This window comes from Flavobacterium beibuense F44-8 (assembly GCF_000769915.1).
In the GTDB taxonomy this organism is placed as follows: Bacteria; Bacteroidota; Bacteroidia; order Flavobacteriales; family Flavobacteriaceae; genus Flavobacterium; species Flavobacterium beibuense.
Genome location: NZ_JRLV01000003.1, coordinates 1 through 24249, shown reverse-complemented (window position 1 = coordinate 24249; position 24249 = coordinate 1). Strand labels below are relative to the sequence as shown.

Below are 24249 nucleotides of genomic sequence, written 5' to 3'. Positions count from 1 at the left end.
ATTTAGCCAAAATTTATTTGTATGTCAGAAAAATCTATACTAAACGCTAAATCGTTAGACTTTTTAGAACAATATTTAAACAACCCGTCCCCTACCGGATATGAAGCCGGTGGCCAGAAAATATGGATGGAATACCTAAAGCCTTATGTTGATACTTTTATTACAGACACATATGGTTCTGCAGTAGGTATTATCAATCCTGATGCCAAATACAAAGTTGTAATTGAAGGCCACAGTGACGAAATATCATGGTATGTAAACTATATAACGGATAACGGACTGATTTATGTTATAAGAAACGGAGGATCTGACCACATGATTGCTCCTTCAAAACGTGTTAATATACACACTAAAAAAGGTATTGTAAAAGGTGTTTTCGGTTGGCCGGCAATACACACCCGCCTTCGCGACAAGGAAGAGCAGCCTAAAATAGAAAACATATTTATTGATCTTGGATGTTCTACTAAAGAAGAAGTTGAAAAACTTGGAGTACATGTAGGCTGTGTGGTTACTTACCCTGATGATTTTATGGTTCTTAACGAAAATAAATTTGTTTGCAGGGCTATTGATAACCGTATAGGTGGTTTTATGATTGCCGAAGTGGCAAGATTACTACACGAAAACAAGAAAAAACTTCCGTTTGGATTATACATAACAAACTCTGTACAGGAAGAAGTTGGTTTAAGAGGTGCCGAGATGATTACCAAAACCATCCGTCCTAATGTAGCTATTGTAACCGATGTTTGCCACGACAGTACAACCCCAATGATTGATAAGCGTATTGAGGGTGAAACTCAAATAGGTAAAGGTCCGGTTATTACTTATGCTCCTGCTGTACAAAATAACCTTAGGGAGCTTATAATTGATGCTGCTGAAAATAACAGTATACCATTCCAAAGACTGGCTTCATCAAGAGTTACGGGTACAGATACTGATGCTTTTGCTTACAGTAACGGTGGTGTAGCTTCTGCACTGATTTCACTTCCTTTGCGTTATATGCATACTACAGTAGAAATGGTTCACCGTGATGATGTAGAAAATGTAATTAAACTGATCTACGAATCGCTGCTTAAAATTGAAAACGAAGAGACTTTCTCTTACTTCAAATAATAAAAAAAAGCACCTCAATGAGGTGCTTTTTAATTTAGGACATAAAGTATTAATTATGCGTTTTTAAGAAACTCCAGTGCTTCTTTGGCTTTAGATGCCTCAGCATATTTTTCAGCTGTATGACCTCTTTCGTCTTTAGCGCCTACGTAAGCTCCGTTATCGATTAATAACTTCATAATTTCAACGTTGTTATAACGCGCAGCCAGCATTAAAGGTGTTTTACCGTTAGATGTCTCATTAACATCTACACCGTATTCAATGAATTTTTTTACAGTCTCCACATCCCCTTTACAAATAGCATTGCAAAGTGGTGTTACAGAGTAATACTCCTTTACTAACTCAAATCCGGCTGATGCAGGTTGAACAGTTGTTGATGCCATTGCAGCACTACTAAATGCAAATATGGCTAAGCCTAAATAAATGATCGTTTTTTTCATGATGATTGATTTTTAAAATTGATGATTTGATTTGCTTTAATAGACGACCACAAACAATTAAACGTTACAGTGTTACTTTTGTTTTAACATTTTTTTAACAATAATCATCTTACTATGCAGGCATACAAAAATAAAAGCGTCCCGCACAGGCAGGACGCTTTCAACGATTATTTATCGTAAAATTATTTATTTAAAAATGCTACAACATTTTTTTCTATTCGACTGTTAATGTCAGAAATATCTGCTTTAGCAAATTTCTCTCCCAAGATATTTTCATAAAGCTCAATATATCTTTCAGAAACGCTCTCGATATACTCTTCTGTCATTTCTGGTATTTGCTGACCATCTTTACCCTGAAAACCGTTAGCTATAAGCCACTGTCTTACAAACTCTTTAGAAAGCTGTTTTTGAGCCTCGTCTTTATTTTGACGCTCCTGATAACCATCGGCATAAAAATAACGGGAAGAATCCGGTGTGTGTATCTCATCAATCAATACAATTTTCCCTTCTTTAGTTTTACCAAACTCATATTTGGTATCCACTAAAATAAGTCCTCTTGAAGCAGCAATTTCAGTACCTCTCTGGAAAAGATCTCTTGTATATTTTTCAAGCACAAGGTAATCTTCCTCGCTTACAATACCGTTTGCTAAAATAGCTTCGCGGGAAATATCCATATCGTGCTCACCATTATCTGCCTTTGTTGTAGGAGTAATAATTGGTGTAGGGAATTTATCGTTCTCTTTAAGTCCTTCCGGAAGTTCAACTCCGCAAAGCACTCTCTTACCTGCAGCATATTCGCGGGCAGCATGACCTGAAAGGTAACCACGAATAACCATTTCAACCTTAAAAGGATCACATAAATGACCTACAGCCACGTTTGGATCTGGTGTATCAATTAACCAGTTAGGAACGATATCTTCTGTAAGACGCATAAATTTAGTTGCAATCTGGTTAAGTATCTGTCCTTTGTACGGTATACCTTTTGGCATAACCACATCAAAAGCCGAAAGCCTGTCGGTCGCAACCATAACAAGCAGTTCGTCGTTAATATTATATACTTCCCTTACCTTACCGCGGTAAACCGATTTTTGTCCCGGAAAATTGAAATCAGTGGTCGTGATGGTGTTCATTACCTTATAGTGTTATTTCATGTTTAACAAGCTGCAAAAATAAGAAACTTATTATTGCAAATTTTGCTTTTTATCATACTTTTTAGTCCTTATTCCATAAGCTATATTAATAGCCAGCATTAATAATGCAAATAGACTATAACCAAATTGAAGACCGCTACCCATCATTCCGACAGAAGGAATAAGAAAGGCTAAATTAAAAAGTGCAAATGTTTTATTCAATTTCAAATCAAAAAACCACATTATACCATAACTGAGAAAAGAAATAAGTAAAACTAATACAGATAAAACAGGTATTATGCTGGTAAAATTTAAATCCCATGCATTACCAACAGTTTTATTTATGCCAAAATTTCCCCATCTGTCATCAAAAACAGCATAAGTAATGGTAAATAGTATTAATAGCAAAGTAAAAAGAAATGAATTTCTTGGCTTTTCAAAATCAATCATTTAATGTTTAAAAATTAAAAATGTAAAAAATAAGGCATTTAAATATTATGAATTTTGCTCGTTAATATCTGTTTTTAATCTTTTCCCAACAGCTAAATTAACAATGAGCATTACAAAAGCAATAAAAGATAAAATAAGTTCAGGATAACGCGACATTATAATCATAGTGGTTGAACCTAATAATAAAGCTGCTATCAGGCTAACAAGATTAATAAGGCTTATTACTTTATTTACTTTAAATTTTAATCTCCACATAACGCCGTAACCCAACAGACATAAAACCATAACAAATGCTCCTATATATGGAGCATAATTTGTAATATCCCAACCCCATCCTACAGTTTTGTTAACTCCATAAGTCCCTACTGAACCTAAACCCTTGCTATATACTAAAAAAAACAGTAATGATGCTATAGGTAATGTAATTAAAATCGCTACTATACTTAATACAAATGTTTTTGGCTTGGTAAAATTCATTGTAAATAAATATAATGCCCTCTGGTTGGTTACCAAAGGGCATTATTGGTTATTAGTTTTTAACTTTAATCGTGGTTCTCTATGCTTTTATAAGCATCAATAATTTTCTTAACCAGTTTGTGGCGAACAATATCCTTATCATCCAGATATAAAATCCCCACACCATCTACATTTTTAAGAATTAAAAGCGCCTCTTTAAGTCCGGATGTGGTTCTGCGTGGTAAATCTACCTGTCCCGGGTCGCCTGTAATCATAAACTTAGCGTTACGCCCCATGCGGGTAAGGAACATCTTCATTTGCGAATGGGTAGTATTTTGTGCCTCATCAAGTATCACGAAAGCATTATCAAGCGTACGCCCCCTCATAAAAGCAAGTGGCGCTATCTGGATAATTCCCTTAAGGATATAATCTTCAAGCTTTTCATGCGGAATCATATCACGAAGGGCATCATACAACGGCTGCATATAAGGATCCAGTTTTTCCTTCATATCCCCCGGTAGGAAACCAAGGTTTTCACCTGCCTCAACGGCCGGGCGTGTTAGTATGATACGCTTAACCTGTTTCTCTTTCAGTGCTTTTACGGCAAGAGCAACACCTGTATAGGTTTTACCTGTACCGGCAGGCCCTACGGCAAACACCATATCATTCTTATACATCGAATCTACCAGCTTTTGCTGGTTTGGGGTAATAGCCTTAATAAGCTTCCCTCCTACACCATGTACCAGTATTTTATCGCTGGGATCCATAATTTCGGTTTGGGAGTCGCTTTGTATTACCCTTTCTATAACATTATCATCTATGTTATTGTAGCGTGTAAAATGTAGCATTAGCCTTTTAAACCGCTTTTCAAACTCATCAAGTATTTCCTTTTCTCCAAAGGCTTTAAGTGTAGTACCCCTTGCTACGATTTTTAATTTGGGGTAGTATTTTTTAATAGTTTCCAGGTGGGAGTCCTGTGCGCCCCAAAAATCTTTTGGAGCGATGTCTACAAGTTCAATTATTCTTTCGTTCAAAAGCAGTTATTTTTAATTAAGAATGATAGCTATATAATTATTAGCTTTGCAATCAAATTTAGTGAATTTTTGAAATCGCTTATTTAAAACTTTTGCACAATTTTATGTCAATAATTACCCTTACTACCGACTTTGGCATCAAAGACCATTTTGTGGGCGCTTTGAAAGGGAAAATTATATCTGATTATGCAGAGGCCCGCATTGTAGACATTTCCCACCACATAGACCTGTTTAATGTATCGGAAGCCAGTTATGTAATTGGTGCTGCTTACAACAGTTTTCCAAAAGGTACGGTTCACCTTATTGGTGTAGATGCCGAACTTACCAAAGAAAACAAGCACATAGCCATGCAATGGAACGACCATTACTTTATTTGTGCCGATAATGGGATTTTAAGCATCCTTACCCGAAAAGTAGTACCACAGCGAATTGTTGAAATAAACATTCACGACCGTCTCCCTAGTGGCAGTACAGCTATGGATGTGTTTGTAACTGTGGCCTGCCACCTGGCAAAAGGCGGATCCCTAAGTGTTATTGGCAGGGAAATACAGTCGCTAAAGGAAACTAATGAACTTAAAGCTGTTGTTGCCAGCGATAAAAACTCCATTAAAGGATATGTAGTATATATAGACCATTTTGGTAACTGTGTTACTAACATTTCTCAAAAACTGGTTAAGGAAGTTGCCAAAGGCAGAAACTTCGAAATAACCTTTAGTACCAAAACCATTAAAGCTGTTAAATCAGGATACTCTGATTTTGCTGTAAACGAGAAGTTTTCTCTAAAAGATTATGAGGGTGAAAAGCTGGCTATTTTTAACGAAGCTGGTTACCTTGAAATAGCCATATACAGGAGTAACCCGCTAACTGTAGGTACCGCCCGCACACTACTTGGACTTAAGTTTAGGGACGTGATAAATGTGGTATTTAAATAGTTTTAGGCAAATCAATAATAATTACACGAATACAATAACAATAAAATTTAAAAAACAGTATGTTTGTACGGATTGTAAAAATGAGCTTTCAGGAAGATAAAGTGGATATATTTCTAAATAACTTCCATGAATTCAAACAACACATACGAAATTATCCCGGAAACCGTTTTTTAGAACTATACAGGGATAAAAAAGATCCTTCGGTATTTTTTACCTACAGCTATTGGGAAACCGAAGAAGATTTAGAGAACTACCGTAACTCTGATTTGTTTGAAGAGGTATGGTCGTTTACCAAAAAACTGTTTAAAGACAGGCCTGAGGCCTGGAGTGTAGACAAAGTAGTTAGTTTACCATAAAAACATTAATAACTGTTAACCATAAACTAAAAACCAGGCATTACTAATGAAAGCATTGCTGCTACGAGAAATCAAATCCTTTTTCGGGTCGCCCATAGGGTATTTGGTTATTGCTATTTTCCTTTTGCTTAACGGGTTGTTCCTTTGGGTATTTGAAGGCGACTTTAATATACTTAACAGCGGGTTTGCCGATTTAAGCCCCTTCTTTACGCTTGCACCGTGGATACTTATTTTCCTTATCCCGGCAGTAACCATGCGTAGCTTTTCTGACGAAAAGAAACAGGGAACCATAGAACTGTTATTTACCAAACCTATTACTGTTTGGGAAATGGTTAACGGAAAATTCTTTGGGGCACTTTTGCTAATTATATTAGCAATACTACCTACCATAGTTTATGTTTTTGTACTGTCATCACTGGGAGATCCATCGGGCAGTATAGATACCGGCAGTATAATAGGATCATACTTCGGATTACTATTCCTTATCTCCGGATATTCGGCAATAGGTATATTTACCTCTGCCCTTTCAGATAACCAGATAGTAGCCTTTATAATGGCTGTTTTCCTTTGTTTTGTATTCTACTATGGTTTTGAAGGTATTTCTGCCGTAGCAGGAGGCTTTAGTGATTTTGTTTCGGCTTTAGGTATGGATTACCACTTTAAAAGCATTAGCCGTGGTGTTATAGATACAAGGGACATTATTTACTTTGTAAGCATCACTGTGCTTTTCTTATCGCTTACTGTTTATAAACTTAAAACACTTAAATGGTAATGAAAAAAGGAAAACAATATATAACGAAACAACTGCTTATAACAGTTTTACTTTTACTTGCCGTTAACTTTTTAGGTAACTTTATTTTTAAACGCTTTGACCTTACGCAGGACAAACGCTATACGCTGTCTGAAGCAACACTAACCCTTATAAAAAACGTAGACGAACCTGTTTATATAGATGTATTGCTTGAAGGTAATTTCCCCGGAGAGTTTAAACGTCTGCAAACAGAAACACGTCAGTTACTGGAAGAGTTTAAAGCTTATAACCCAAATATCGAATTCCACTTTGAAAATCCGCTTGCCGAAGAGGAAACAAGACAACAGGATATGCGCATGCTTTATAGCAGAGGCCTAACCCCTATTAGCGTTACTGTAGACGATAAAGGTAAACAGAGTCAGGAAGTGGTATTCCCGTGGGCTATTGTAAGCTATGGTGATAAAACAACCAAAGTTCAGCTTCTTAAAAACATGATGGGTGCCTCTACTGCCGAAAAAGTAGTGAGTTCAGTGCAGCACCTTGAGTATTCTTTTGCCGATGCTATCAATAAAGTTATCAAAGAGAAAGAAAAGAAAATCGCTGTTATAAAAGGAAACGGAGAGTTACATGAGTTACTGATGGCCGACTTCCTTAAACAGGTACGCGAAAACTATTTCATAGCTCCTTTTACGCTTGATTCGGTTGCAAACAGCCCGATGAATACGCTTAAATCACTTAAAGACTATGATCTTGCCGTTATAGCAAAACCAACACTGGAGTTTACCGAAGAAGAAAAAGAAGTACTGGACCAGTATATTGTTAACGGTGGTAAAACACTGTGGATGGTAGATGCCGTACAACAGGCCGAAATGGATAGCTTATATAATGAAAGCGGCAGTACACTAGCTTTCCCTCGTAAGCTTAACCTGGACGATATGTTCTTTAAATATGGTTTCAGGATCAATCCTAAACTGGTTAAGGACGAAAGGGCTACACCTATATCACTGGCTGTGGGACAAATGGGTAGTGAAACACAATACCAGCAATACCTGTGGCGCTTTGCTCCGTTTGTATATGCCGAGTCGGACAACCCTATTGTGAAAAACATGGACGGTATTAAGTTTGACTTTGCCAACAGTATTGATACTCTTAAAAACAACATACGTAAAACAGTATTACTACAATCGTCGCCCTACTCAAAAGCTATAGGCACACCAACACCTGTAAGCCTTGATATGGTAAACGAACAGACTAAACCGGAGGATTATGAAGGACAGGGATATTTAACGCTTTCTGTGCTATTGGAAGGTCAGTTCCATTCCATGTATGAAAACAGGGTGCTTCCTTTTAAAGATCCTTCTTATAAACCCGTTGGTGTTGATAATAAGATGATTGTTATTGCCGATGGTGATATTATAAAAAATCAACTGGACCAAAGTTATCAACCTCTTGAACTGGGGTATGACAAATGGACCAACCAGCTTTATGATAACAAGCTTTTCCTTATGAACTGTGTAAATTATCTGTTAGATGATACAGGACTTATTAACATAAGAAGCAAGGAAGTACAACTGCCAATGCTCGATAAGGAAAAAGTTTACGAGCAGTATACCACCGTACAGTTTATAACTGTCGGATTACCAATCATAATTTTACTTGTATTCGGTGTACTGTTTACGTTTTTAAGAAAAAGGAAATATTCCCGATAGTGTTAATAAAAAATATTTCACATTCGGTTTGATTACGATATATTTGTGAAACGTAATTTTTGCGAAAATCAAAGACCATAGAAATGAAATTTATTGTATCCAGTTCATATTTGCTAAAACAGCTTCAGGTACTAGGGAGTGTTATCAACAGCAGTAACACACTGCCAATATTAGATAACTTCCTTTTTGAATTAGATAATAACCAGCTTACGGTTTCTGCTTCAGATCTTGAAACTACCATGTCTGCCTCTCTTGAAATTGATTCAGAAAGTCAGGGTAGCGTTGCCGTACCGGCAAAACTGTTACTGGAAACCCTTAAAACTTTCCCTGAGCAGCCACTTACTTTCACTGTAGAAGATAACAACACTATAGAGATAAGCTCTAACTCAGGTAAATATGCGCTTGCTTATGCATCTGGTGAAGAGTTCCCTAAAGCAGTATCGCTTGAGGATCCTTCTTCAACACTTGTTCCTGCTGAGGTACTTGCTACTGCTGTTAGCAAAACTATTTTTGCTGCCGGTAACGACGACCTTCGCCCTGTAATGTCGGGGGTATTTTTCCAGTTCTCTCCTGAAGGACTTACGTTTGTAGCTACCGATGCTCACAAACTGGTTAAATATGCAAGAACCGATGTAAAAGCATCTCAGGTTGCTGATTTTATCATGCCAAGAAAACCGCTTAATATTCTTAAAGGTATATTAGCAACATCTGACGCAGAGGTAAAAATTGAATACAACGACTCTAACGCTACTTTCTCTTTTGATAATTATATACTAACCTGTAGATTAATAGACGGTAAATACCCTAACTACGAAGCGGTTATACCTAAAGAGAACCCTAATAAGCTTTTAATAAACAGAACTTCTTTCTTAAGCTCTGTACGTCGTGTGGCTATCTTCTCTAACAAGACAACACACCAAATACGACTTAAAATTGCGGGTACTGAGCTTAACATCTCTGCCGAGGATATTGATTACTCAAACAAAGCAGAAGAAAGACTTACCTGTGATTATCAGGGAGACGACATGCAGATAGGTTTCAACTCGCGTTTCCTTACAGAAATGCTTACCAACCTGCAAAGCGACGAAATTATGCTTGAAATGTCGTTACCTAACCGTGCAGGTATCCTTACTCCTATTGACGGACTTGATGAAGGCGAAACTGTTACCATGCTGGTAATGCCGGTTATGCTCAACAACTAAGGTTTAACCTTTTACAAACACAGTAAATCCCAATAGTTATTATTACAGGGATTGATATAACTGTGCCATAGCTACGCTATTATCCAACCCTTTTTATATTTAAAAACCGCAACACTTAACTGTGTTGCGGTTTTTTTATGTTAACATACAATAACGCTTTTTATTTTAAAATAGCCTTGATAATTCTCTCCTCTTGAATTAAAACATCTCTCATTAATAAATTATGAGGTAATGATTTAAGCTTAGAATTTCTAAAACCATTTAATATTTTTATGAGTGAAGATGCTGTAATAAGTGACAGGTTTAATTCATATTCTAGACCACAATCTTTTACAAAATCATCTGAAAAATCAGGAGCCACTAGTAATGATTTTATTACCTTATAATCCTTTTTAGTTGCTATACTATCATATGATTTTAATTGTCTTGAAACTGAACTAAACTTATTATAATTACTCTCTTTTATTGTTTTACACTCAACTAATATTAGTTCATTATTTCCTAGATTAATAAGTATATCTATTTTATCCTTAGCCGTATTTAATTGCTTTCTCAATTGCTCATCAACATTAAAGCCAAGTTCATTCAATATTTTCTTTGTCAAGTCTTCAAATTTCACTCCTAAATCAGCTTCCTTTATAGAAATACCACTTTCTTTTAGGGCTCTTAAATCCCTAAGACCTATATTTACATAATTCTCCAAAAATAAGTTTTCAGAATCTTTAAAAGCATCTAAAATATTCAGAACAACATCGCCTCGGGTTTTTATTTCTTCAGAATCACAGAATTTTACAAGATCCTTTTCAGGAATTAACTCTATAATGTCTCTTGGTTTGATATTATAATCTAACAGAAAACTGCTTCTAAGAACATGCTCATCCTGTAATTCAAATTTATTTCTAATAATTTTATTTATTGATGGTATTATTTCTGCCATATCTACTAACATTTTCTCATAACCATCATGGGACATACCTATTTTATCATCCTGCTCTAACTCATCAAAGAAGTTGATTAAATTATCAATTTTTTCTTCAATTATATTTCCTTTTATTGAGCTAATCCCAAGATTCTTTTCACAGAAATCATTAATAAATTTTTTCCTGTCTGTCAAAGTAGTACCTTCTTTATAAATATCCTCAATAAGCATTTGAGAAAAAGAGATACCATCATTTACTATTTCATTAATTTTTGCTTCAATAGGCAACTTTCTGTCAATATTGTGCTTCTTACAGACTAAATTTATCTGTGGCTCTCTTAATTGAAGTAAAACTCTTCTAAAAAACTTATCTCCTACTTCTTTACCTCTTATTTTTCTTAGTAGTCTTACTACTTCATCAGCAACATATATAGTATTGTTCTTTTTTGAATAAAATATAACTCCTATAGACTTCAATTCATTAATTACCGCATCAACATCCATTTTCTTTACTGGCAAAATCATGTAATTAATTAGTTTAATCTCTTCTTGTGCCAGTGATAATTGGTTGGATAGTGTGAGTAGTATGGAATGTTCATCCGAAGTAATTTTTCTATCAAGATTATTATCCTCGTCATTAAAATAAGCTGTCTGTAAACATTCTTTGTATATCTTATAATCTCTTTTTCTTTCAGGAGATATTTCAGATTTATCATTCTCAATTTCAGCTTTGAATGATTTTAGTTTAGTGTTTAAGGCTGATAATTGTTTATCATATAACCTTGAGAACCAATCTTGCTTTATGATACAACATCCCTCTTTTGATATTATATCAATCAAAATATCTAATTGAGAAGAGGTTTTCAAGAATTCATCCTCAATATATTCCATAAATTCCTCTTCTAGCAAATTAAATACTTTAACAATATTGATATTATCAACATTCTTCAAGTCTTTATTTGAGTCAGAAAGTATACTCTCTATTTTCTTTAAGTTTTTAGGATTATTATTGATTAAAATATCAACAATTTTCAAGAAAGAATTCTTTTCAAAAGAATTAATATTATCCAGTATTTTTTCGAGTTTCATATCGTAAGGCGTTTAATTCAATACGAATATATGAAAAATTAAAATAATTTTAACAAATTAAAAACCGCAACACTTAACTGTGTTGCGGTTTTTTTATGTTGCTAATAGTATTAGCAATTATGAATTAATAAAGCGAACGATATCTTCATTAAACTTTTGCATGTGAGTATAAAAAAGTCCGTGTGGAGCATCATCATAAATCAAGTACTCACTGTGCGGAATATATTTAACCGTTTCTTCGGCAGAAATATCAATAGGTACTGTTTCATCATCCTTACCGTGTATTACCAGTATTGGTATTTTAATAGCCGGTAAATCCTTCCTAAAATCAGTTGTAGACCATGCCTGCATTGATTTAATGGCTGCATATCCTGCCGAATTCATAGCCATATTAAGCGTATGCTGTAAATGTTCATCACTCACAGGATGACTAAATATATTTACCCCAAAAAATGTTTTACCGAAATTAGACAGGAAATGAGCCCTGTCCTGCTCCAGTTGCACTTTAATATTCTCAAACAAATCCTGTGGCATACCGGTAGGATTATCATTGGTTTCCAGTAAAAAGGGGGTCACAGCACTTACCAGTATAGCTTTACTCACCCTGCCATCTTCATTATATTTAGAAAGATAACGGGCTACTTCCCCTCCTCCCATCGAGAATCCTACAAGGGTAACATCGGTAAGTTCCAGTGTTTCGATGAGGGCTTTAAGATCGGATGCAAAAGTATCATAATCATATCCTTCCCAAGGGCGGGAAGACATCCCAAAACCACGTCTGTCATAAGCTATAACTCTTATATTGTGTTTTGGGAGTTCGTTTAGCTGGTATTCCCACATGGCATGGCTTAACGGCCAACCGTGAATTAGTATTACCGGTTTGCCCCTGCCTGTATCCTGATAAAAAATATTGACTTCTTCTGAACTGCCTGAAAGGCTTACAGAGTTTGTTGTAATAAATGGCATAGCTGTTTTTTTGTTTTGAATTAATAATACCTAAAGTTACTAACCTCAAAAAACAACATTAACCTGATTAAGAAATATTTAGCTGTTAATAAACGTTAAACCTGAAACTGTTATATAACGCCCATTTTTTCCATAAGGAAAGTCGCACTTTTATTTTTACAAATACCATCTCTCAACTTATAATCAAAGTAAAGATCGTTATCTACAATTTGGGCCTCAAAACAACTGTTACGCAAATCTGTAGGATATTGTGCCGTAGTGTTACATACCTCAATATCGTGAGTCGCTATAGCACCTATCGCTTTGCGTGCTACCATTTTCTTTACTACCTCAATAGTTCCTGTTTGTTTGTCATCAGAGTTTGTACCACGCAAAATCTCGTCCAGTAATACAAATGCTCTTTCTTCTTCTAAACTGTCCATAATTTGCTTTAAACGCTTTATTTCGGCATAGAAATACGATTCACTGTCGGAAAGAGAATCAGATAATCTCATAGAAACCAAAACAGGTAACGGATGTATATTAGCCTGTGGAGCACAAACCGGAGCTCCTATTCCTGCCAATACCATGTTTACACCTAAACTGCGTAAAAAAGTACTCTTGCCTGACATGTTAGACCCTGTAAGTATCATGAATTGAGGATTGAAATCAACATCATTCCCTACCCTTGTCGTAGCATTTAGTAACGGATGGGCAATATCTTTAAAACTTACTTTATACTCGTTATTAAGGCTTGGAAAAGTAAATTCGGGATTATTGTAATAAAGGTTAGCCAAACTGTTTAAAGCCTCTACCTCGGCTATTATATCAAGCCAGTGTGATATGGCCTCAGCATGCTCTTTTTTCCATTTTAAAAGCGTATTAAGTGTGTGCACATGGAATAAAAAAGCTCCGTTAAACAGTATCATGGCAAAAAGGTTGTTTACCGTATCCATCCTTGACAAAAGATCTGACAATCTTCTTATCTGTTCACCTGCTTTATGGTTTTTCAAAACAAGATTTTGCTGTAATCCTTTTAACTTATCACTTTTAAACGGTTCCTTTTCAATTTGCTCTATTATCAGTCCGTAATTATATATTATTTCATGGATTTCAGTTGTATCGGCAATTTCAGATTTTATCAGTTTAAACTGCGTAGAAAGAAAACCAAGATTAAACACAAATAAATACCCTGTAATATCTAAAAAGCTTCTGTTCTTCGTTACAAAGTAAGCAATAAGTGTAATAACTAAAAGCGCAGGAAAAGCATAAGCAGCAATTATTACAGACTTAGACATGCCTTTTAAGTTACTTTTACTCCATCCTATAAGCTTTTTATATATGGTTGCATTATCCTTGTTCATTTTACCCATAGCCATTATTTCCTGCCTCCATTCGGGTTTAGCGCTCAATTCCTTAATAGCCTCCTGATTTTTAAGTATATCATCCTGTGGCAAAACATGAAGTAGTAATGAGGCTAGTTTTTCTTTCCCTTTAAAGGTTTGGGTACGGTTCATATTATGGAATAATGACCTGTTTCCAAAAATATCCAAATCGTACGAATAGGTATGGTGAAAATCAATAAACTCCTCCCCGTTTTCAAACGGAATCCCTTCTTTTTTCAAAAAGGTCATCTCATCTATGTTAATATCCTTTAACGCTCTTGCCCTGGTTCTTGCCTTAGAGATGGTTCCGTGTTTCTTCATAAGAAAAGCAAAAGCTACTATACCAATTACTATACCTGGTAAATAAACAAAATCACCTTCTGTTTTTAGTAACTGCCAGCCGAAAAATAAAATTCCCGATACCGCTACAAGCCTTAAAAAGCTAATAGTATTGTATTGTTTTTTGAGTTGTTCCAGCTGATGGGTAAAATAGGTAAGTCTTGAAGAATAAAAATTCATAGGTAAGAGGTTTGTTAAAGCGCAAATATAAGTATTGACTTATAAAAAATCCCGCCTTTCAGCGGGATAGTATATTTAATTTTCATGGAATACCAACAATGGTACTTTAGTATGATAGGCCATTTTTTTGGTTAGACTCCTATGGAAAAGTCCTTCAAAAAATCCTCGTTTGTGTTTACGCATGACCAGCATATCCACGTGTTGACTCTCTATAAAATCAAGAATAGTCTGTTCTATATGGTCTCCGGCTATATTAAAAAAATCAATATTCTTATCCCTGTAATACATTCTCCATTCGGCAATCCTTTCATCAATATCAGACGGATCATCAGGATTTTTAATATACAGGCACTGTACAGTTGCCTTAAACTTATCGGCTATTTCAAGAGCACTTTTTAAGGCATCGTTATCTTTTTCCCTATATTGGGTAGTAAAGGCTATATTTTTTATCCTGTGATGAAATTCGGCTTCCTCAGGTATTGCCAGGACCGGAACATCTGAATTAGAAATTACAGAAGCTGTTGTAGAACCTATAAATGTTTCCCTTAGCCCCGAAGCACCTTTAGTTCCCATCACTATAAAATCGACATCCTCATCTTTGGTAACTTTGTTTATGTTATATACCAAATCACCATACAATAGCATATTTTTAATCCTTACATGCCCCAATCCTTTTTTCTCAGCAATTTTATGAAGCTCAGGTAGTTCTTCCCTAAAACTCTCAAACTGGTTCATTTCTACAATATCAAAAATCTCCTTAGTCATTTCCGGCATTGGCGGAGTATCTACTATAGGAAGGTCATATACATGTAAAAGAATGAGCTCAGCGTCAAAGCTATCAGCAAAGCGCAGGGCATATACAAAGGCGGCTTTTGCTGCCTGAGAGAAATCCGTAGGAAAAAGGATACGTTTCATAAATAAGTACGATGTTGATGTAGTGTAAAGTTACAAAAATTATCGTCTTAAAATTATGACATTTATCACTGTTGTTTGTAAGGTTTTTGTTAAAAAAAAGACCGACATAAAGTCGGCCTCTTCTATAATTGTGTTTGCTTATGTTTCTTAATTCACGTTGTTAAAAGTATCTGTATACTCTCCTGTAATCGTAACATTGCTTCCTTTTGTAACACTACCGTATACTGTAATTGATGAACCCGAACCTACAAACTCCAGTGTAGAGTTACTGTTTAGTACAAGGTTACCATATACAACCACACTTCCTTCAACTCGTAATATTGCATTACTGTTTACATTAAGTGATAACCAAGGATTGTTTGCCTGTCCCTGAGCCAATGAACCTTTCATGTAAAAAGTACCATTACTGTTTACGTTTAGTCCCTGAGAAACCGATAGTGAACCACAGAAAGTAAGGTTAGAATTTGAATTTACATTCACTCCCTGTAATGAAGCCGATCCCTGGTACTCTTTAGTTTGGTTAGAGTTTACGTTTAACCATGATGATCCGTTATAAGTTGGGAAATCTGTACAGTCAATAGTTTGTACATTAGTCATAATACGGGCTATTTTAAGGCCTCCGTTACCCATGGCGGCAAAAATGTATTTGTCTTTACTTACCACATAGTTACAAGATCCGTCAAGGTTAATAGAACCCATTATATTAAGTCCCTGGTTACCGTTTCCGTTCTCATAAATGTAAAGTCCGGCACCACCATTAGCGATATATACCTTGTCATCGTTTACCGATACCGCGTTTGTTGTAATATCTGATGAATCTACACCATCAACAAATGTTGGTACGTTTATAGTTTGTGTTTTATTACCGGAATTGTAGTTATATACACCAAGTCCGTTGTAACCTTCGGCAACTAAAAGTGTATTGTTACCTAAAAAGTCTATTGTTCTTTTTGCAGAAGCAACATCCTGTGAAGTAGCAAAAGTAGTTTGCTGATTCATGTTGTTTGCATTATACACTTTTACTCCCTGAGTTCCACTTAAAACTACAACTTTGTTGCTGTTAAATGCTACAGCTCTTAAATCGTTTACCGGGATAGTAGCTTCAACCTGATTGTTAGACTTGTTTATTTTTACAAGCTCACCGTTATCACCAGATACGGCAAAATACTTGTTCCCTGATGAAGTTACAGATGTACCTACGTTACCCGCAATAGTAGTTTGAGTATAGTTAGTACTTAGAAGTCCGTTAGAAAGTGTCATAGCTGCTGTAAATGCAGGCGAATCAAGCTCAGGAAAAGCATCAGTACTTGCTGCACCTGCAACATATAAAACTCCGTTATCGTATGTAAGCGAACTAATATCGGTATCAGGTAAAACAGCCTGCATTACTAATTGAGGAACCGCAGGGTTTGAAATATTAATTACATCAATAGCTCCCGAATAAGCCTCACCTTCTGTATTATATGATACATAAGCATAGTTACCGTTAATTGCAACATGAGTAGCTTTCAGGGTTAAATCACCGTATACAGGTGGCTGTACTTCGGCAACCAGTTCAAGAGGGAAGTTCCCGGCAACATCTTCGCCGTCTCTGCCAGCTATAGGAAGGTCTACATTTAGTACTCCTGAGTTGTCAAATTTAATTCTTTGATTTAGGGATTGAGAATCGGTGTTTAAAATAATTTTTTCCTGTACATCCGGTGTGTTTACCGAATTGTCGTCATTGTTACAGGAAATCATTAATACTAGTGCTCCTACAAGAGCGCCTAAGCGGATAAAACTCTTATTCATAGTCGGTTTTGTGGGGTGAAAAATTATTTAGCTGACTGTAATATTTATTTTTTGAATTTATTTATTCAAATTATAGTACAAATGTAACTAAAAGATTTTCAATAAATCACTAACAGATAGACGAATGGTAGTAATTATACGACGAATGAACAAATGTTTGCGTTGTGTGTTTAATAACTATCTTTGCAAAAACTTTTGTTTATGATTTTACAGGACACCATTGTAGCACTTGCAACACCTTCGGGAGCCGGAGCCATAGCCATTATACGCTTATCAGGTAAAGATGCCATCACCATAGCATCTAAGGTTTTTCGTTCGGTTTCCGGTAAGGATATCACTAAACAAAAAACGCATACCATACACCTTGGTCATATTGCCGATGGCGATAAAATTTATGACCAGGTTTTGCTATCTCTTTTTAAAGGACCTAACTCCTACACCGGAGAAAATACTATAGAGATTTCCTGCCATGGTTCTACTTTTATACAACAGCAAATTATTCAGTTAATGTTGCGTAGCGGTTGCCGTATGGCTAATGCCGGTGAGTTTACACTAAGGGCATTTTTGAATGGAAAACTCGACTTATCACAGGCTGAAGCAGTAGCCGACCTGATTGCCAGTGATAATGAGGCATCGCACCAAATTGCCATGCAGCAGATGAGGGGTGGTTTCTCTAACGAAATTGCCAAATTACGCGATGAACTACTAAATTTTGCTTCTCTCATAGAGCTTGAGCTAGACTTCTCTGAAGAGGATGTTGAGTTTGCCGACCGTACCCAATTCCATGATCTATTGAACCGAATTGAATTTGTACTTAAAAGACTTATCGATTCATTTGCTGTAGGTAATGTTATTAAAAATGGTATTCCGGTGGCTATTGTAGGAGAACCTAACGTAGGTAAATCTACCCTGCTTAATGCCTTATTAAATGAAGAAAGAGCCATTGTATCTGACATTGCCGGTACAACAAGAGATACCATTGAAGACGAACTGGTTATAAACGGTATAGGTTTCAGGTTTATTGATACTGCCGGAATCAGGGAGACTAAAGATGTAGTTGAAAGTATTGGTATCAAAAAGACTTTTGAAAAAATAGAACAGGCTCAGGTTGTTATTTACCTAATAGACAGTTCGGCTTTGGCAAACGATAAAGAATATCTTAACCGACTTAAAATTGAGATTGAAAAAATAAAAAACCAGTTTCCTTTAAAACCTCTTATTGTTTTAGGAAACAAAGCCGATAAAATTACTGATGGTCAGAAAACCGAAATCACTTTAGCTATTGAAGAACTTATGCTTATTTCAGCTAAAGAAAATACGGGTGTTGAGGAACTAAAAGATAAGCTGCTTTCTTTCGTTAATACGGGAGCATTACGTAATAACGAAACCATAGTAACCAATACAAGGCATTATGATTCGTTATTAAAAGCCTTAGAAGAGATCCAAAAAGTACAGTTTGGACTGCAATCTAACCTCCCTGCCGATCTTATGGCTATTGACATTAGGCAGGCACTATACTACTTTGGAGAAATTACAGGTCAGGTTACTAATGATGAACTGTTAGGTAATATTTTTGCTAATTTCTGCATCGGTAAATAGCAGGCGCAAAACATCGCAAGACAACACAAACAAAACCAGTTAAATTGTTATAAAACAGCAATTTAACTGGTTTTTCATTTTTAGCCACTTTATCTTTATTTTGTGATGTTTGGCTCAAATTTGTACCCCATTTGTACCTCGCCCTAAAAGTTGTCCTCCGGGACCTTTTTTTGGCGAAATAATGGCACACAGAGACACACTTAGGCACAGGGAGGCACAAAATATTGGGAGAATGAGCACCAACATCAGGATTAAAAAAATCTGTGAGTTCTGTCTGCAGGAATTCACGGCTAAAAAAACAACAACAAAATACTGTTCCCACAAGTGCAACAGTAGGGCCTACAAAGCCGCACAGCGACAGGAAAAAATAGACAAAACCAATGCGCAGACCAGCCGCTTGTTAAGTGGCGATTTGGAGAAAATTACCCAACGAGAATTCCTTAGCATTACCCAGGCGGGAAGGATCTTCGGAATCAGCAGAAGGACAATTTACCGGTTAATTGACCGAGGACATCTCAACATTGCCAAGTTCGGGACCCGAACCGTGCTTAGAAAATGCGATATGGAAGCTTTTTTTGCCGTACCCATTATTCCTCAAAAACTGGAACCAGTTCAGGCTTTTCCGGGTATTGAACACTGTTATACTATTGGGCAGGCGCAAACTGAATTTAACGTATCCCCTGCGGCACTGTACCATTTATTGCACCGCCACGGAATCGTGAAGTACTGTATAGGTAAGTTTACCTATGTTCCAAAAGCTGAACTCGATGTTATATTTAATGCAGTAGAGCTATGAAAAAGACACGTGTAACATTACGAAGCAAAACCCTTAGCGGAGGCAGGAAGTCGCTGTATCTTGACTTTTATCCGCCCATAACCGATCCGGAGAGCGGAATCCGGACACGCAGGGAATTTCTGAAACTGTACATCTATGAAAAACCGAAAGGATTTGCCCAAAAACTCAATAATTCCGAAAACCTGAGAATGGCTGAAATGATCTGTACCCGACGCCGGAACGAGGTAAACAAGGAATTTATCAATACGCCTTTTGAGATGGAGCAGCTGCGCCGGAAAGAAATTGCCCAGCGTCCCTTCCTGCCCTACTTTAAAAAGCAGGCGGCGAAGCGCTCCGGGCAAAGCAATGAGATTTGGGAGAGTGCCATCTGCCATTTTGAAAACTTTGCCGATGGTAAGAAATTAACTTTTGGGGATATCACCATAGTGTTGGTTGATGATTACCGTGACTATCTGCTAACGGCCAAAAGCAGAAGAGATACCGGAAAGATACTGGCCAGGAATACGGCGCTGTCGTATTTCAACAAACTCAGGACCACCCTGAAGAAAGCCTATAAGGAAGGATTATTGCACACTGATGTGAATGCAGGCATTGAAGGGATTAAGGAACAGGAATCACAACGGAATTTCCTGACACTGGAAGAAGCTACAGCACTATTCCACACCCCCTGTAAAAAAGAAGTGGTAAAACGTGTCAGCTTGTTTTCGATACTGACAGGTATGCGTTATTCGGATATCCGAAAACTTAAATGGAAAGAAGTACAGCATACGCTAAATGATGGCTATTATATTAGGTTTGCACAGCAAAAGACCCAACGACAGGAAAACCTTCCCATCTCTGAAATGGCCTATGAAATATTAGGGAAACCGATTGGTACGGAAGAATTGGTATTTCCGACCCTTAAAAAGTGGGACTTTGACCGGCTGGTACCCATTTGGGTAACCGATGCGGGCATCAGCAAGCACATTACCTTTCATTGTTTCCGACATACGTATGCCACCCTACAAATTGCCCATGGTACAGACCTGCTGACAGTATCTAAGATGCTGGGGCATAAAAGCATTAAAACAACTCAAATATACACCAAAGTCATCGACCAAAAAAAAAGAGCAGCAGCCAACAATATACACATCAAATAATATCTTTTACTGTCATTTTTTTGACTGCAACTTCTTGTTTGTTTTTGCTCTTGTCAAGTATGCTTTGCTACTTTTAATCCATTGATTTCTGAGGGGGCTAAATATCTCTGAATAAGCGAGCATGTCTAAAGCTATTTTTGTTAGTTTAGCACTTTATATTCCAAAAAATTAATTAAACCAACATAGGTGGTTTTTTAGTAATTGTTTTATTAATCATGTTCTATATGATTTTATAAGTAGCTAGATTTATAAAGTTTCACATAATTGAAAATGTGTATAATATTTGATTTTTGTATTTTTGTATAATGAAAAATATCGAAACTTTAGATGACTTCTATAAGCAACGCTTGCAAAAGATACCTGAAACACTACAAAAAGAATTAGGTCATTTTAATGTATTTGCTTTTGAGGATTTGATGGGATGCAGCATCAAACCTATTCCTTATAGCAGAAGAGGCTATTTTAAAATAAGCTTAATTGAAGGGAAAAACAAAGTACATTATTTAGATAAAACCATAGAGATTAAAAAACAAGCATTATTGTTTGCCAATCCGCTCGTACCGTATAATTGGGAACAAATTGGTGAAAAACAGCTTGGTTTTTCATGTGTTTTTACAGAAAACTTTTTTCATCATTTCGGTAATCCTATTCAATATGCACCATTTCAAGCAACAGGTGATCCTATCATTGAATTAACAAACCAACAATACGTCTGGGCTAAACAGGTATTTTCAGATATGTTAATAGAGTGGACATCTGATTATAAGCATAAATATGACAAAATGCGTATGTTAGTTTTTGATCTGTTGTACCAAGCAGAAAAAATACAACCTCCCAAAAAGACTTCGCAACAGCTTACCAATGGAGCACAAAAAATAGCCACACAATTTTTAGAACTCTTAGAACGTCAGTTTCCCATAGAAGATGTAGGTGTATTACCATTACGTTCTGCATCAGATTTTGCTGAAAAACTATCAGTTCATGTAAACCACTTGAATAAAGCACTAAAGATTGTTTTTCAAAAACCTACCTCGGTTATAATTCAAGAACGTATTTTGGTAGAAGCTAAGATATTATTACAACATACCGATAAAGACATTTCGGAAATTGCTTTTGCGTTAGGCTTTAAAGAAGTTACTCATTTTCACAACTTTTTCAAGAAGCAAACTAGTATGACGCCTAGTCAATTCAGGATTGATTGATTTTTGTACAATTACGATTGTTTTTTGTTACTGTAGGCTTCATACCTGCTCTAACTTTGTCTTCATAAAATTTAAAACTATGGCAAAGACAATTTTTATTACTGGAACTTCTTCTGGTATAGGTAAAACAACTGCAATGTATTTTCAGCAAAAAGGATGGAATGTGATTGCAACCATGCGAAATCCTGAAAAAGAAACGGAACTTACACAACTACTTAATGTAACTTTATTACCGCTAGACGTTACTAATGAAACACAAATGAAAGCTACAGTAGCCAAAGCAATTTCTTTACGTAAAATTGATGTAGTACTAAACAATGCAGGTTATGGTACTGTTGGAGCTTTGGAAGGAACTACAGACCAAGAAATTGAACAAGTAATCAACACAAATCTTTTAGGTGTAATAAAACTTACAAAAGAGTTTATTCCACATTTTAGAGAAAATAAAGGAGGTGTATTTATTACTATTTCTTCAATAGGTGGCTTGGTAGCTTATCCGTTCTTTTCGTTATATCATACAACTAAATGGGCTATTGAAGGGTTTACTGAAAGTTTGGCTTTTGAACTAAACCAGTTAGGCATTCAGGTTAAAACAGTACAACCGGGTCCTACAAAAACTGATTTCACAGGACGTTCTTTAGTAATGCCGGAACATCCCGCTTATAATGACATTTTTGATAGTTTCAAAAAAGTATTTTTCAGTGATGAAGTACTGGATAATCTAGCCCCTGCGGAAACAGTTTCAGAAGTTATTTATGAAGCAGCTACAGATGGTAAAAACCAATTGCGATACTTGGTTGGTCCTGTTGCTAACGGCGATTTTAACAAGCGTTTAGAATTAGGTGCCGAAGTATTCCATGAAGAATTAGATAAAGCGTTTTTCGGTAAATAAAAATAACTTTTACAATTTCAAAAAAGCTATCTATGAAGTATTTCTTTGATGGCCTTTATCCATATTCATTGCTGAATTGGTTGGCTTCGTTAGGAAGATAAATATTATCAGGTACGATAAGAACCACAAATCACTCTTATTTGTGGTTCTTTTTGTTATCATTAGCATTGGCAATTAATGAATATGTTGCTGGGCCTATCAGGGATTTTAGACAACTATTTACTTTTTTGTACTAAAGTTTAGGATATTAAGAATGAGTGTATTTACCTGAAGCATTAACTAAAAAAACTTTAAAATTTAGTCTTTTGGATCATATGTATAACTCGGTACATTCAAGTGTACTGTTTACTACTTTTATTAAGTCTTCCTATGATCTACGAAACTTTAAATTGTTTCTAATCTTAGATTTATTATACCAACCTTGGAACTACTCTCGGGTTGCCCAGCGTTTCGTACTGTGCAGACCAACTGCACCTTTCCACCAACTATTTTGGCCATCTTGTTGAGAAAGAAACCGGAAATACAGCGACTGATTATATACAATCCCGACTTATTGAACATGCCAAAATTTCTATTTTAGAAGCAAACCATCCCATAAGCGAAGTAGCTTTCCAACTGAGCTTTAAATATCAGGAGCATTTTACACGTCTTTTTAAAAAGAAAACGGGCATGACACCTTTTGAATTTAGAAATTTAAACTAACCCAATCATAGTTTTTTCAACGGTTATAACCTGAAATACTATAATTTTATTGCTGAAATTTATCTGATATAATGAAGAGATTAAATTTATATCATTTTATTATAATCTTAACACACCATAAAATTATCTTAAAATTCAAATAACATTAAGCCGAAAGTCGCGCCAATATTGACAAATCTTCTATAAAGGTGTTCGAAAATTGTCCGGGCAAGTCCGCTTACCAGAATATAAGTAACTGCGTTGATTTGAGATAAACTAACTAATATAGAAGGAGACCATCTAAATTAATTTAGCTCTTCACAACGATTTGTACCTCACTAAAATTCTAGTTTTAAAATGCTATCAAAAATTAGCAATTTTGCCCATTTTCATTTAAAAAATATTTTACATTTGCAGTCTAACCAGCAACCCTTCGCCGGTATGTCTTTGAAAGTCAAACAAATGGTTTGTTTGTGATGTTTGTTGATATTTGGATAAAACCTGTATCCCTATTGTACCTCACTACCATGAAATTCAGCAATGGTAAGGCTCACTAATTTCTGCATCGGCAAATGATGTATTTTCTGAATAAAATTAGTTAATTAACATTACATTATACCAAAAAGCAGATAAACAAAAAAACCCTGCCTCGCAGGGATTTTAAATAAATTAATAAGTTCTATTTATTCATGGACAATTTTTATAATTAATATTTACGCTAATTCTTTTTCACGATCACAAACTCCGAGCGTCTGTTTTGAGCGTGTTGCTCTTCACTGCAGTTTTCTTTACAATCAACAAGTGGTTCGC

At 35.8% G+C, this 24249-nt stretch carries 22 protein-coding genes; 12 read left to right on the top strand and 10 right to left on the bottom strand.

Annotation, left to right across the window (positions count from 1 at the left end):
* Positions 1-21: 21 nt before the first annotated feature.
* Complete coding sequence (locus tag Q763_RS02165) at positions 22-1110, top strand: M42 family metallopeptidase (RefSeq protein ID WP_035130759.1); 1089 nt, start codon at positions 22-24, stop codon at positions 1108-1110.
* A 53-nt stretch (positions 1111-1163) separates the two neighbouring features.
* On the opposite strand, the gene Q763_RS02160 is transcribed toward Q763_RS02165, so the two are convergent.
* The 5 genes from Q763_RS02160 to Q763_RS02140 all read right to left on the bottom strand — a co-directional run bounded on the left by Q763_RS02160 (position 1164) and on the right by Q763_RS02140 (position 4617).
* Entirely contained in the window at positions 1164-1547 is a 384-nt protein-coding gene (locus Q763_RS02160) for an ankyrin repeat domain-containing protein (protein WP_035130757.1), read from the bottom strand.
* 182 nt (positions 1548-1729) lie between these two features.
* Positions 1730-2677, bottom strand: a complete 948-nt coding sequence (locus Q763_RS02155; protein WP_035130755.1) for a phosphoribosylaminoimidazolesuccinocarboxamide synthase — start codon at positions 2675-2677, stop codon at positions 1730-1732.
* A 51-nt stretch (positions 2678-2728) separates the two neighbouring features.
* On the bottom strand, positions 2729-3127 hold the full coding sequence (locus Q763_RS02150) for a hypothetical protein (RefSeq protein WP_035130752.1): 399 nt from the start codon (positions 3125-3127) through the stop codon (positions 2729-2731).
* Between the two features lie 45 nt (positions 3128-3172).
* The gene (locus tag Q763_RS02145; RefSeq protein ID WP_035130750.1) at positions 3173-3604 is read right to left on the bottom strand and encodes a hypothetical protein; all 432 of its coding nucleotides are present in this window, start codon (positions 3602-3604) and stop codon (positions 3173-3175) included.
* A 65-nt stretch (positions 3605-3669) separates the two neighbouring features.
* Positions 3670-4617, bottom strand: coding sequence for a PhoH family protein (locus Q763_RS02140; RefSeq protein WP_035130748.1), 948 nt, complete (start codon positions 4615-4617; stop codon positions 3670-3672).
* Positions 4618-4721: 104 nt separating this feature from the next.
* Here Q763_RS02140 and Q763_RS02135 point away from each other — a divergent pair, with 104 nt between their 5' ends.
* From Q763_RS02135 to dnaN, 5 genes are all read left to right on the top strand, one after another.
* Entirely contained in the window at positions 4722-5549 is an 828-nt protein-coding gene (locus tag Q763_RS02135) for an SAM hydrolase/SAM-dependent halogenase family protein (RefSeq protein WP_035130746.1), read from the top strand.
* Positions 5550-5608: 59 nt separating this feature from the next.
* Positions 5609-5905 (top strand): putative quinol monooxygenase, encoded by a 297-nt coding sequence (locus Q763_RS02130; protein ID WP_035130744.1) that lies wholly within the window; start codon positions 5609-5611, stop codon positions 5903-5905.
* Between the two features lie 46 nt (positions 5906-5951).
* Positions 5952-6677, top strand: a complete 726-nt coding sequence (gldF, locus tag Q763_RS02125) for a gliding motility-associated ABC transporter permease subunit GldF (protein ID WP_035130743.1) — start codon at positions 5952-5954, stop codon at positions 6675-6677.
* Positions 6677-8365 (top strand): gliding motility-associated ABC transporter substrate-binding protein GldG, encoded by a 1689-nt coding sequence (gldG, locus tag Q763_RS02120; protein ID WP_035130741.1) that lies wholly within the window; start codon positions 6677-6679, stop codon positions 8363-8365. The genes gldF and gldG overlap by 1 nt, the downstream gene beginning before the upstream one ends.
* Positions 8366-8448: 83 nt before the next feature.
* Positions 8449-9567 carry a DNA polymerase III subunit beta gene (gene dnaN, locus Q763_RS02115; RefSeq protein ID WP_035130739.1) on the top strand — a complete coding sequence of 373 codons (1119 nt, stop codon included), beginning with the start codon at positions 8449-8451 and terminating at the stop codon, positions 9565-9567.
* A 160-nt stretch (positions 9568-9727) separates the two neighbouring features.
* On the opposite strand, the gene Q763_RS02110 is transcribed toward dnaN, so the two are convergent.
* From Q763_RS02110 to Q763_RS02090, 5 genes are all read right to left on the bottom strand, one after another.
* Positions 9728-11575, bottom strand: coding sequence for a hypothetical protein (locus Q763_RS02110; RefSeq protein ID WP_035130738.1), 1848 nt, complete (start codon positions 11573-11575; stop codon positions 9728-9730).
* A 117-nt stretch (positions 11576-11692) separates the two neighbouring features.
* Entirely contained in the window at positions 11693-12541 is an 849-nt protein-coding gene (locus tag Q763_RS02105; RefSeq protein ID WP_035130736.1) for an alpha/beta fold hydrolase, read from the bottom strand.
* Positions 12542-12651: 110 nt separating this feature from the next.
* Positions 12652-14424, bottom strand: coding sequence for a MutS-related protein (locus Q763_RS02100; protein ID WP_035130735.1), 1773 nt, complete (start codon positions 14422-14424; stop codon positions 12652-12654).
* Between the two features lie 75 nt (positions 14425-14499).
* Positions 14500-15339, bottom strand: a complete 840-nt coding sequence (locus Q763_RS02095) for a universal stress protein (protein ID WP_035130734.1) — start codon at positions 15337-15339, stop codon at positions 14500-14502.
* 147 nt (positions 15340-15486) lie between these two features.
* A complete protein-coding gene (locus Q763_RS02090; RefSeq protein ID WP_035130733.1) occupies positions 15487-17130 on the bottom strand; it encodes an LVIVD repeat-containing protein in 1644 nt (547 codons plus the stop codon).
* Between the two features lie 201 nt (positions 17131-17331).
* On the opposite strand from Q763_RS02090, the gene mnmE reads away from it, so the two are divergent.
* The 6 genes from mnmE (at position 17332) to Q763_RS02060 (ending at position 23460) form a co-directional block, all read left to right on the top strand.
* Positions 17332-18729: a tRNA uridine-5-carboxymethylaminomethyl(34) synthesis GTPase MnmE gene (gene mnmE / locus Q763_RS02085; protein ID WP_035130732.1), complete on the top strand. Its 1398-nt coding sequence runs from the start codon at positions 17332-17334 to the stop codon at positions 18727-18729.
* A gap of 232 nt (positions 18730-18961) precedes the next feature.
* Positions 18962-19525 (top strand): helix-turn-helix domain-containing protein, encoded by a 564-nt coding sequence (locus Q763_RS02080; RefSeq protein ID WP_035131264.1) that lies wholly within the window; start codon positions 18962-18964, stop codon positions 19523-19525.
* Positions 19522-20664 (top strand): tyrosine-type recombinase/integrase, encoded by a 1143-nt coding sequence (locus Q763_RS02075; protein ID WP_035130730.1) that lies wholly within the window; start codon positions 19522-19524, stop codon positions 20662-20664. The genes Q763_RS02080 and Q763_RS02075 overlap by 4 nt, the downstream gene beginning before the upstream one ends.
* Positions 20665-20969: 305 nt before the next feature.
* Positions 20970-21866, top strand: a complete 897-nt coding sequence (locus tag Q763_RS02070) for a helix-turn-helix domain-containing protein (protein ID WP_035130728.1) — start codon at positions 20970-20972, stop codon at positions 21864-21866.
* Positions 21867-21945: 79 nt separating this feature from the next.
* Positions 21946-22758 (top strand): SDR family oxidoreductase, encoded by an 813-nt coding sequence (locus Q763_RS02065; protein WP_035130726.1) that lies wholly within the window; start codon positions 21946-21948, stop codon positions 22756-22758.
* A 438-nt stretch (positions 22759-23196) separates the two neighbouring features.
* Positions 23197-23460, top strand: a complete 264-nt coding sequence (locus Q763_RS02060; RefSeq protein WP_035130724.1) for a helix-turn-helix domain-containing protein — start codon at positions 23197-23199, stop codon at positions 23458-23460.
* Positions 23461-24249 lie beyond the last annotated feature (789 nt).

Bases quoted from the DNA above. Each gene is read 5' to 3' on its own strand.
- Q763_RS02165 (WP_035130759.1), top strand. From the start codon at position 22: ATGTCAGAAAAATCTATACTAAACGCTAAATCGTTAGACTTTTTAGAA.
- Q763_RS02160 (WP_035130757.1), bottom strand. From the start codon at position 1,547: ATGAAAAAAACGATCATTTATTTAGGCTTAGCCATATTTGCATTTAGT.
- Q763_RS02155 (WP_035130755.1), bottom strand. From the start codon at position 2,677: ATGAACACCATCACGACCACTGATTTCAATTTTCCGGGACAAAAATCG.
- Q763_RS02150 (WP_035130752.1), bottom strand. From the start codon at position 3,127: ATGATTGATTTTGAAAAGCCAAGAAATTCATTTCTTTTTACTTTGCTA.
- Q763_RS02145 (WP_035130750.1), bottom strand. From the start codon at position 3,604: ATGAATTTTACCAAGCCAAAAACATTTGTATTAAGTATAGTAGCGATT.
- Q763_RS02135 (WP_035130746.1), top strand. From the start codon at position 4,722: ATGTCAATAATTACCCTTACTACCGACTTTGGCATCAAAGACCATTTT.
- Q763_RS02130 (WP_035130744.1), top strand. From the start codon at position 5,609: ATGTTTGTACGGATTGTAAAAATGAGCTTTCAGGAAGATAAAGTGGAT.
- gldF (WP_035130743.1), top strand. From the start codon at position 5,952: ATGAAAGCATTGCTGCTACGAGAAATCAAATCCTTTTTCGGGTCGCCC.
- gldG (WP_035130741.1), top strand. From the start codon at position 6,677: ATGAAAAAAGGAAAACAATATATAACGAAACAACTGCTTATAACAGTT.
- dnaN (WP_035130739.1), top strand. From the start codon at position 8,449: ATGAAATTTATTGTATCCAGTTCATATTTGCTAAAACAGCTTCAGGTA.
- Q763_RS02110 (WP_035130738.1), bottom strand. From the start codon at position 11,575: ATGAAACTCGAAAAAATACTGGATAATATTAATTCTTTTGAAAAGAAT.
- Q763_RS02105 (WP_035130736.1), bottom strand. From the start codon at position 12,541: ATGCCATTTATTACAACAAACTCTGTAAGCCTTTCAGGCAGTTCAGAA.
- Q763_RS02100 (WP_035130735.1), bottom strand. From the start codon at position 14,424: ATGAATTTTTATTCTTCAAGACTTACCTATTTTACCCATCAGCTGGAA.
- Q763_RS02095 (WP_035130734.1), bottom strand. From the start codon at position 15,339: ATGAAACGTATCCTTTTTCCTACGGATTTCTCTCAGGCAGCAAAAGCC.
- Q763_RS02090 (WP_035130733.1), bottom strand. From the start codon at position 17,130: ATGAATAAGAGTTTTATCCGCTTAGGCGCTCTTGTAGGAGCACTAGTA.
- mnmE (WP_035130732.1), top strand. From the start codon at position 17,332: ATGATTTTACAGGACACCATTGTAGCACTTGCAACACCTTCGGGAGCC.
- Q763_RS02080 (WP_035131264.1), top strand. From the start codon at position 18,962: ATGAGCACCAACATCAGGATTAAAAAAATCTGTGAGTTCTGTCTGCAG.
- Q763_RS02075 (WP_035130730.1), top strand. From the start codon at position 19,522: ATGAAAAAGACACGTGTAACATTACGAAGCAAAACCCTTAGCGGAGGC.
- Q763_RS02070 (WP_035130728.1), top strand. From the start codon at position 20,970: ATGAAAAATATCGAAACTTTAGATGACTTCTATAAGCAACGCTTGCAA.
- Q763_RS02065 (WP_035130726.1), top strand. From the start codon at position 21,946: ATGGCAAAGACAATTTTTATTACTGGAACTTCTTCTGGTATAGGTAAA.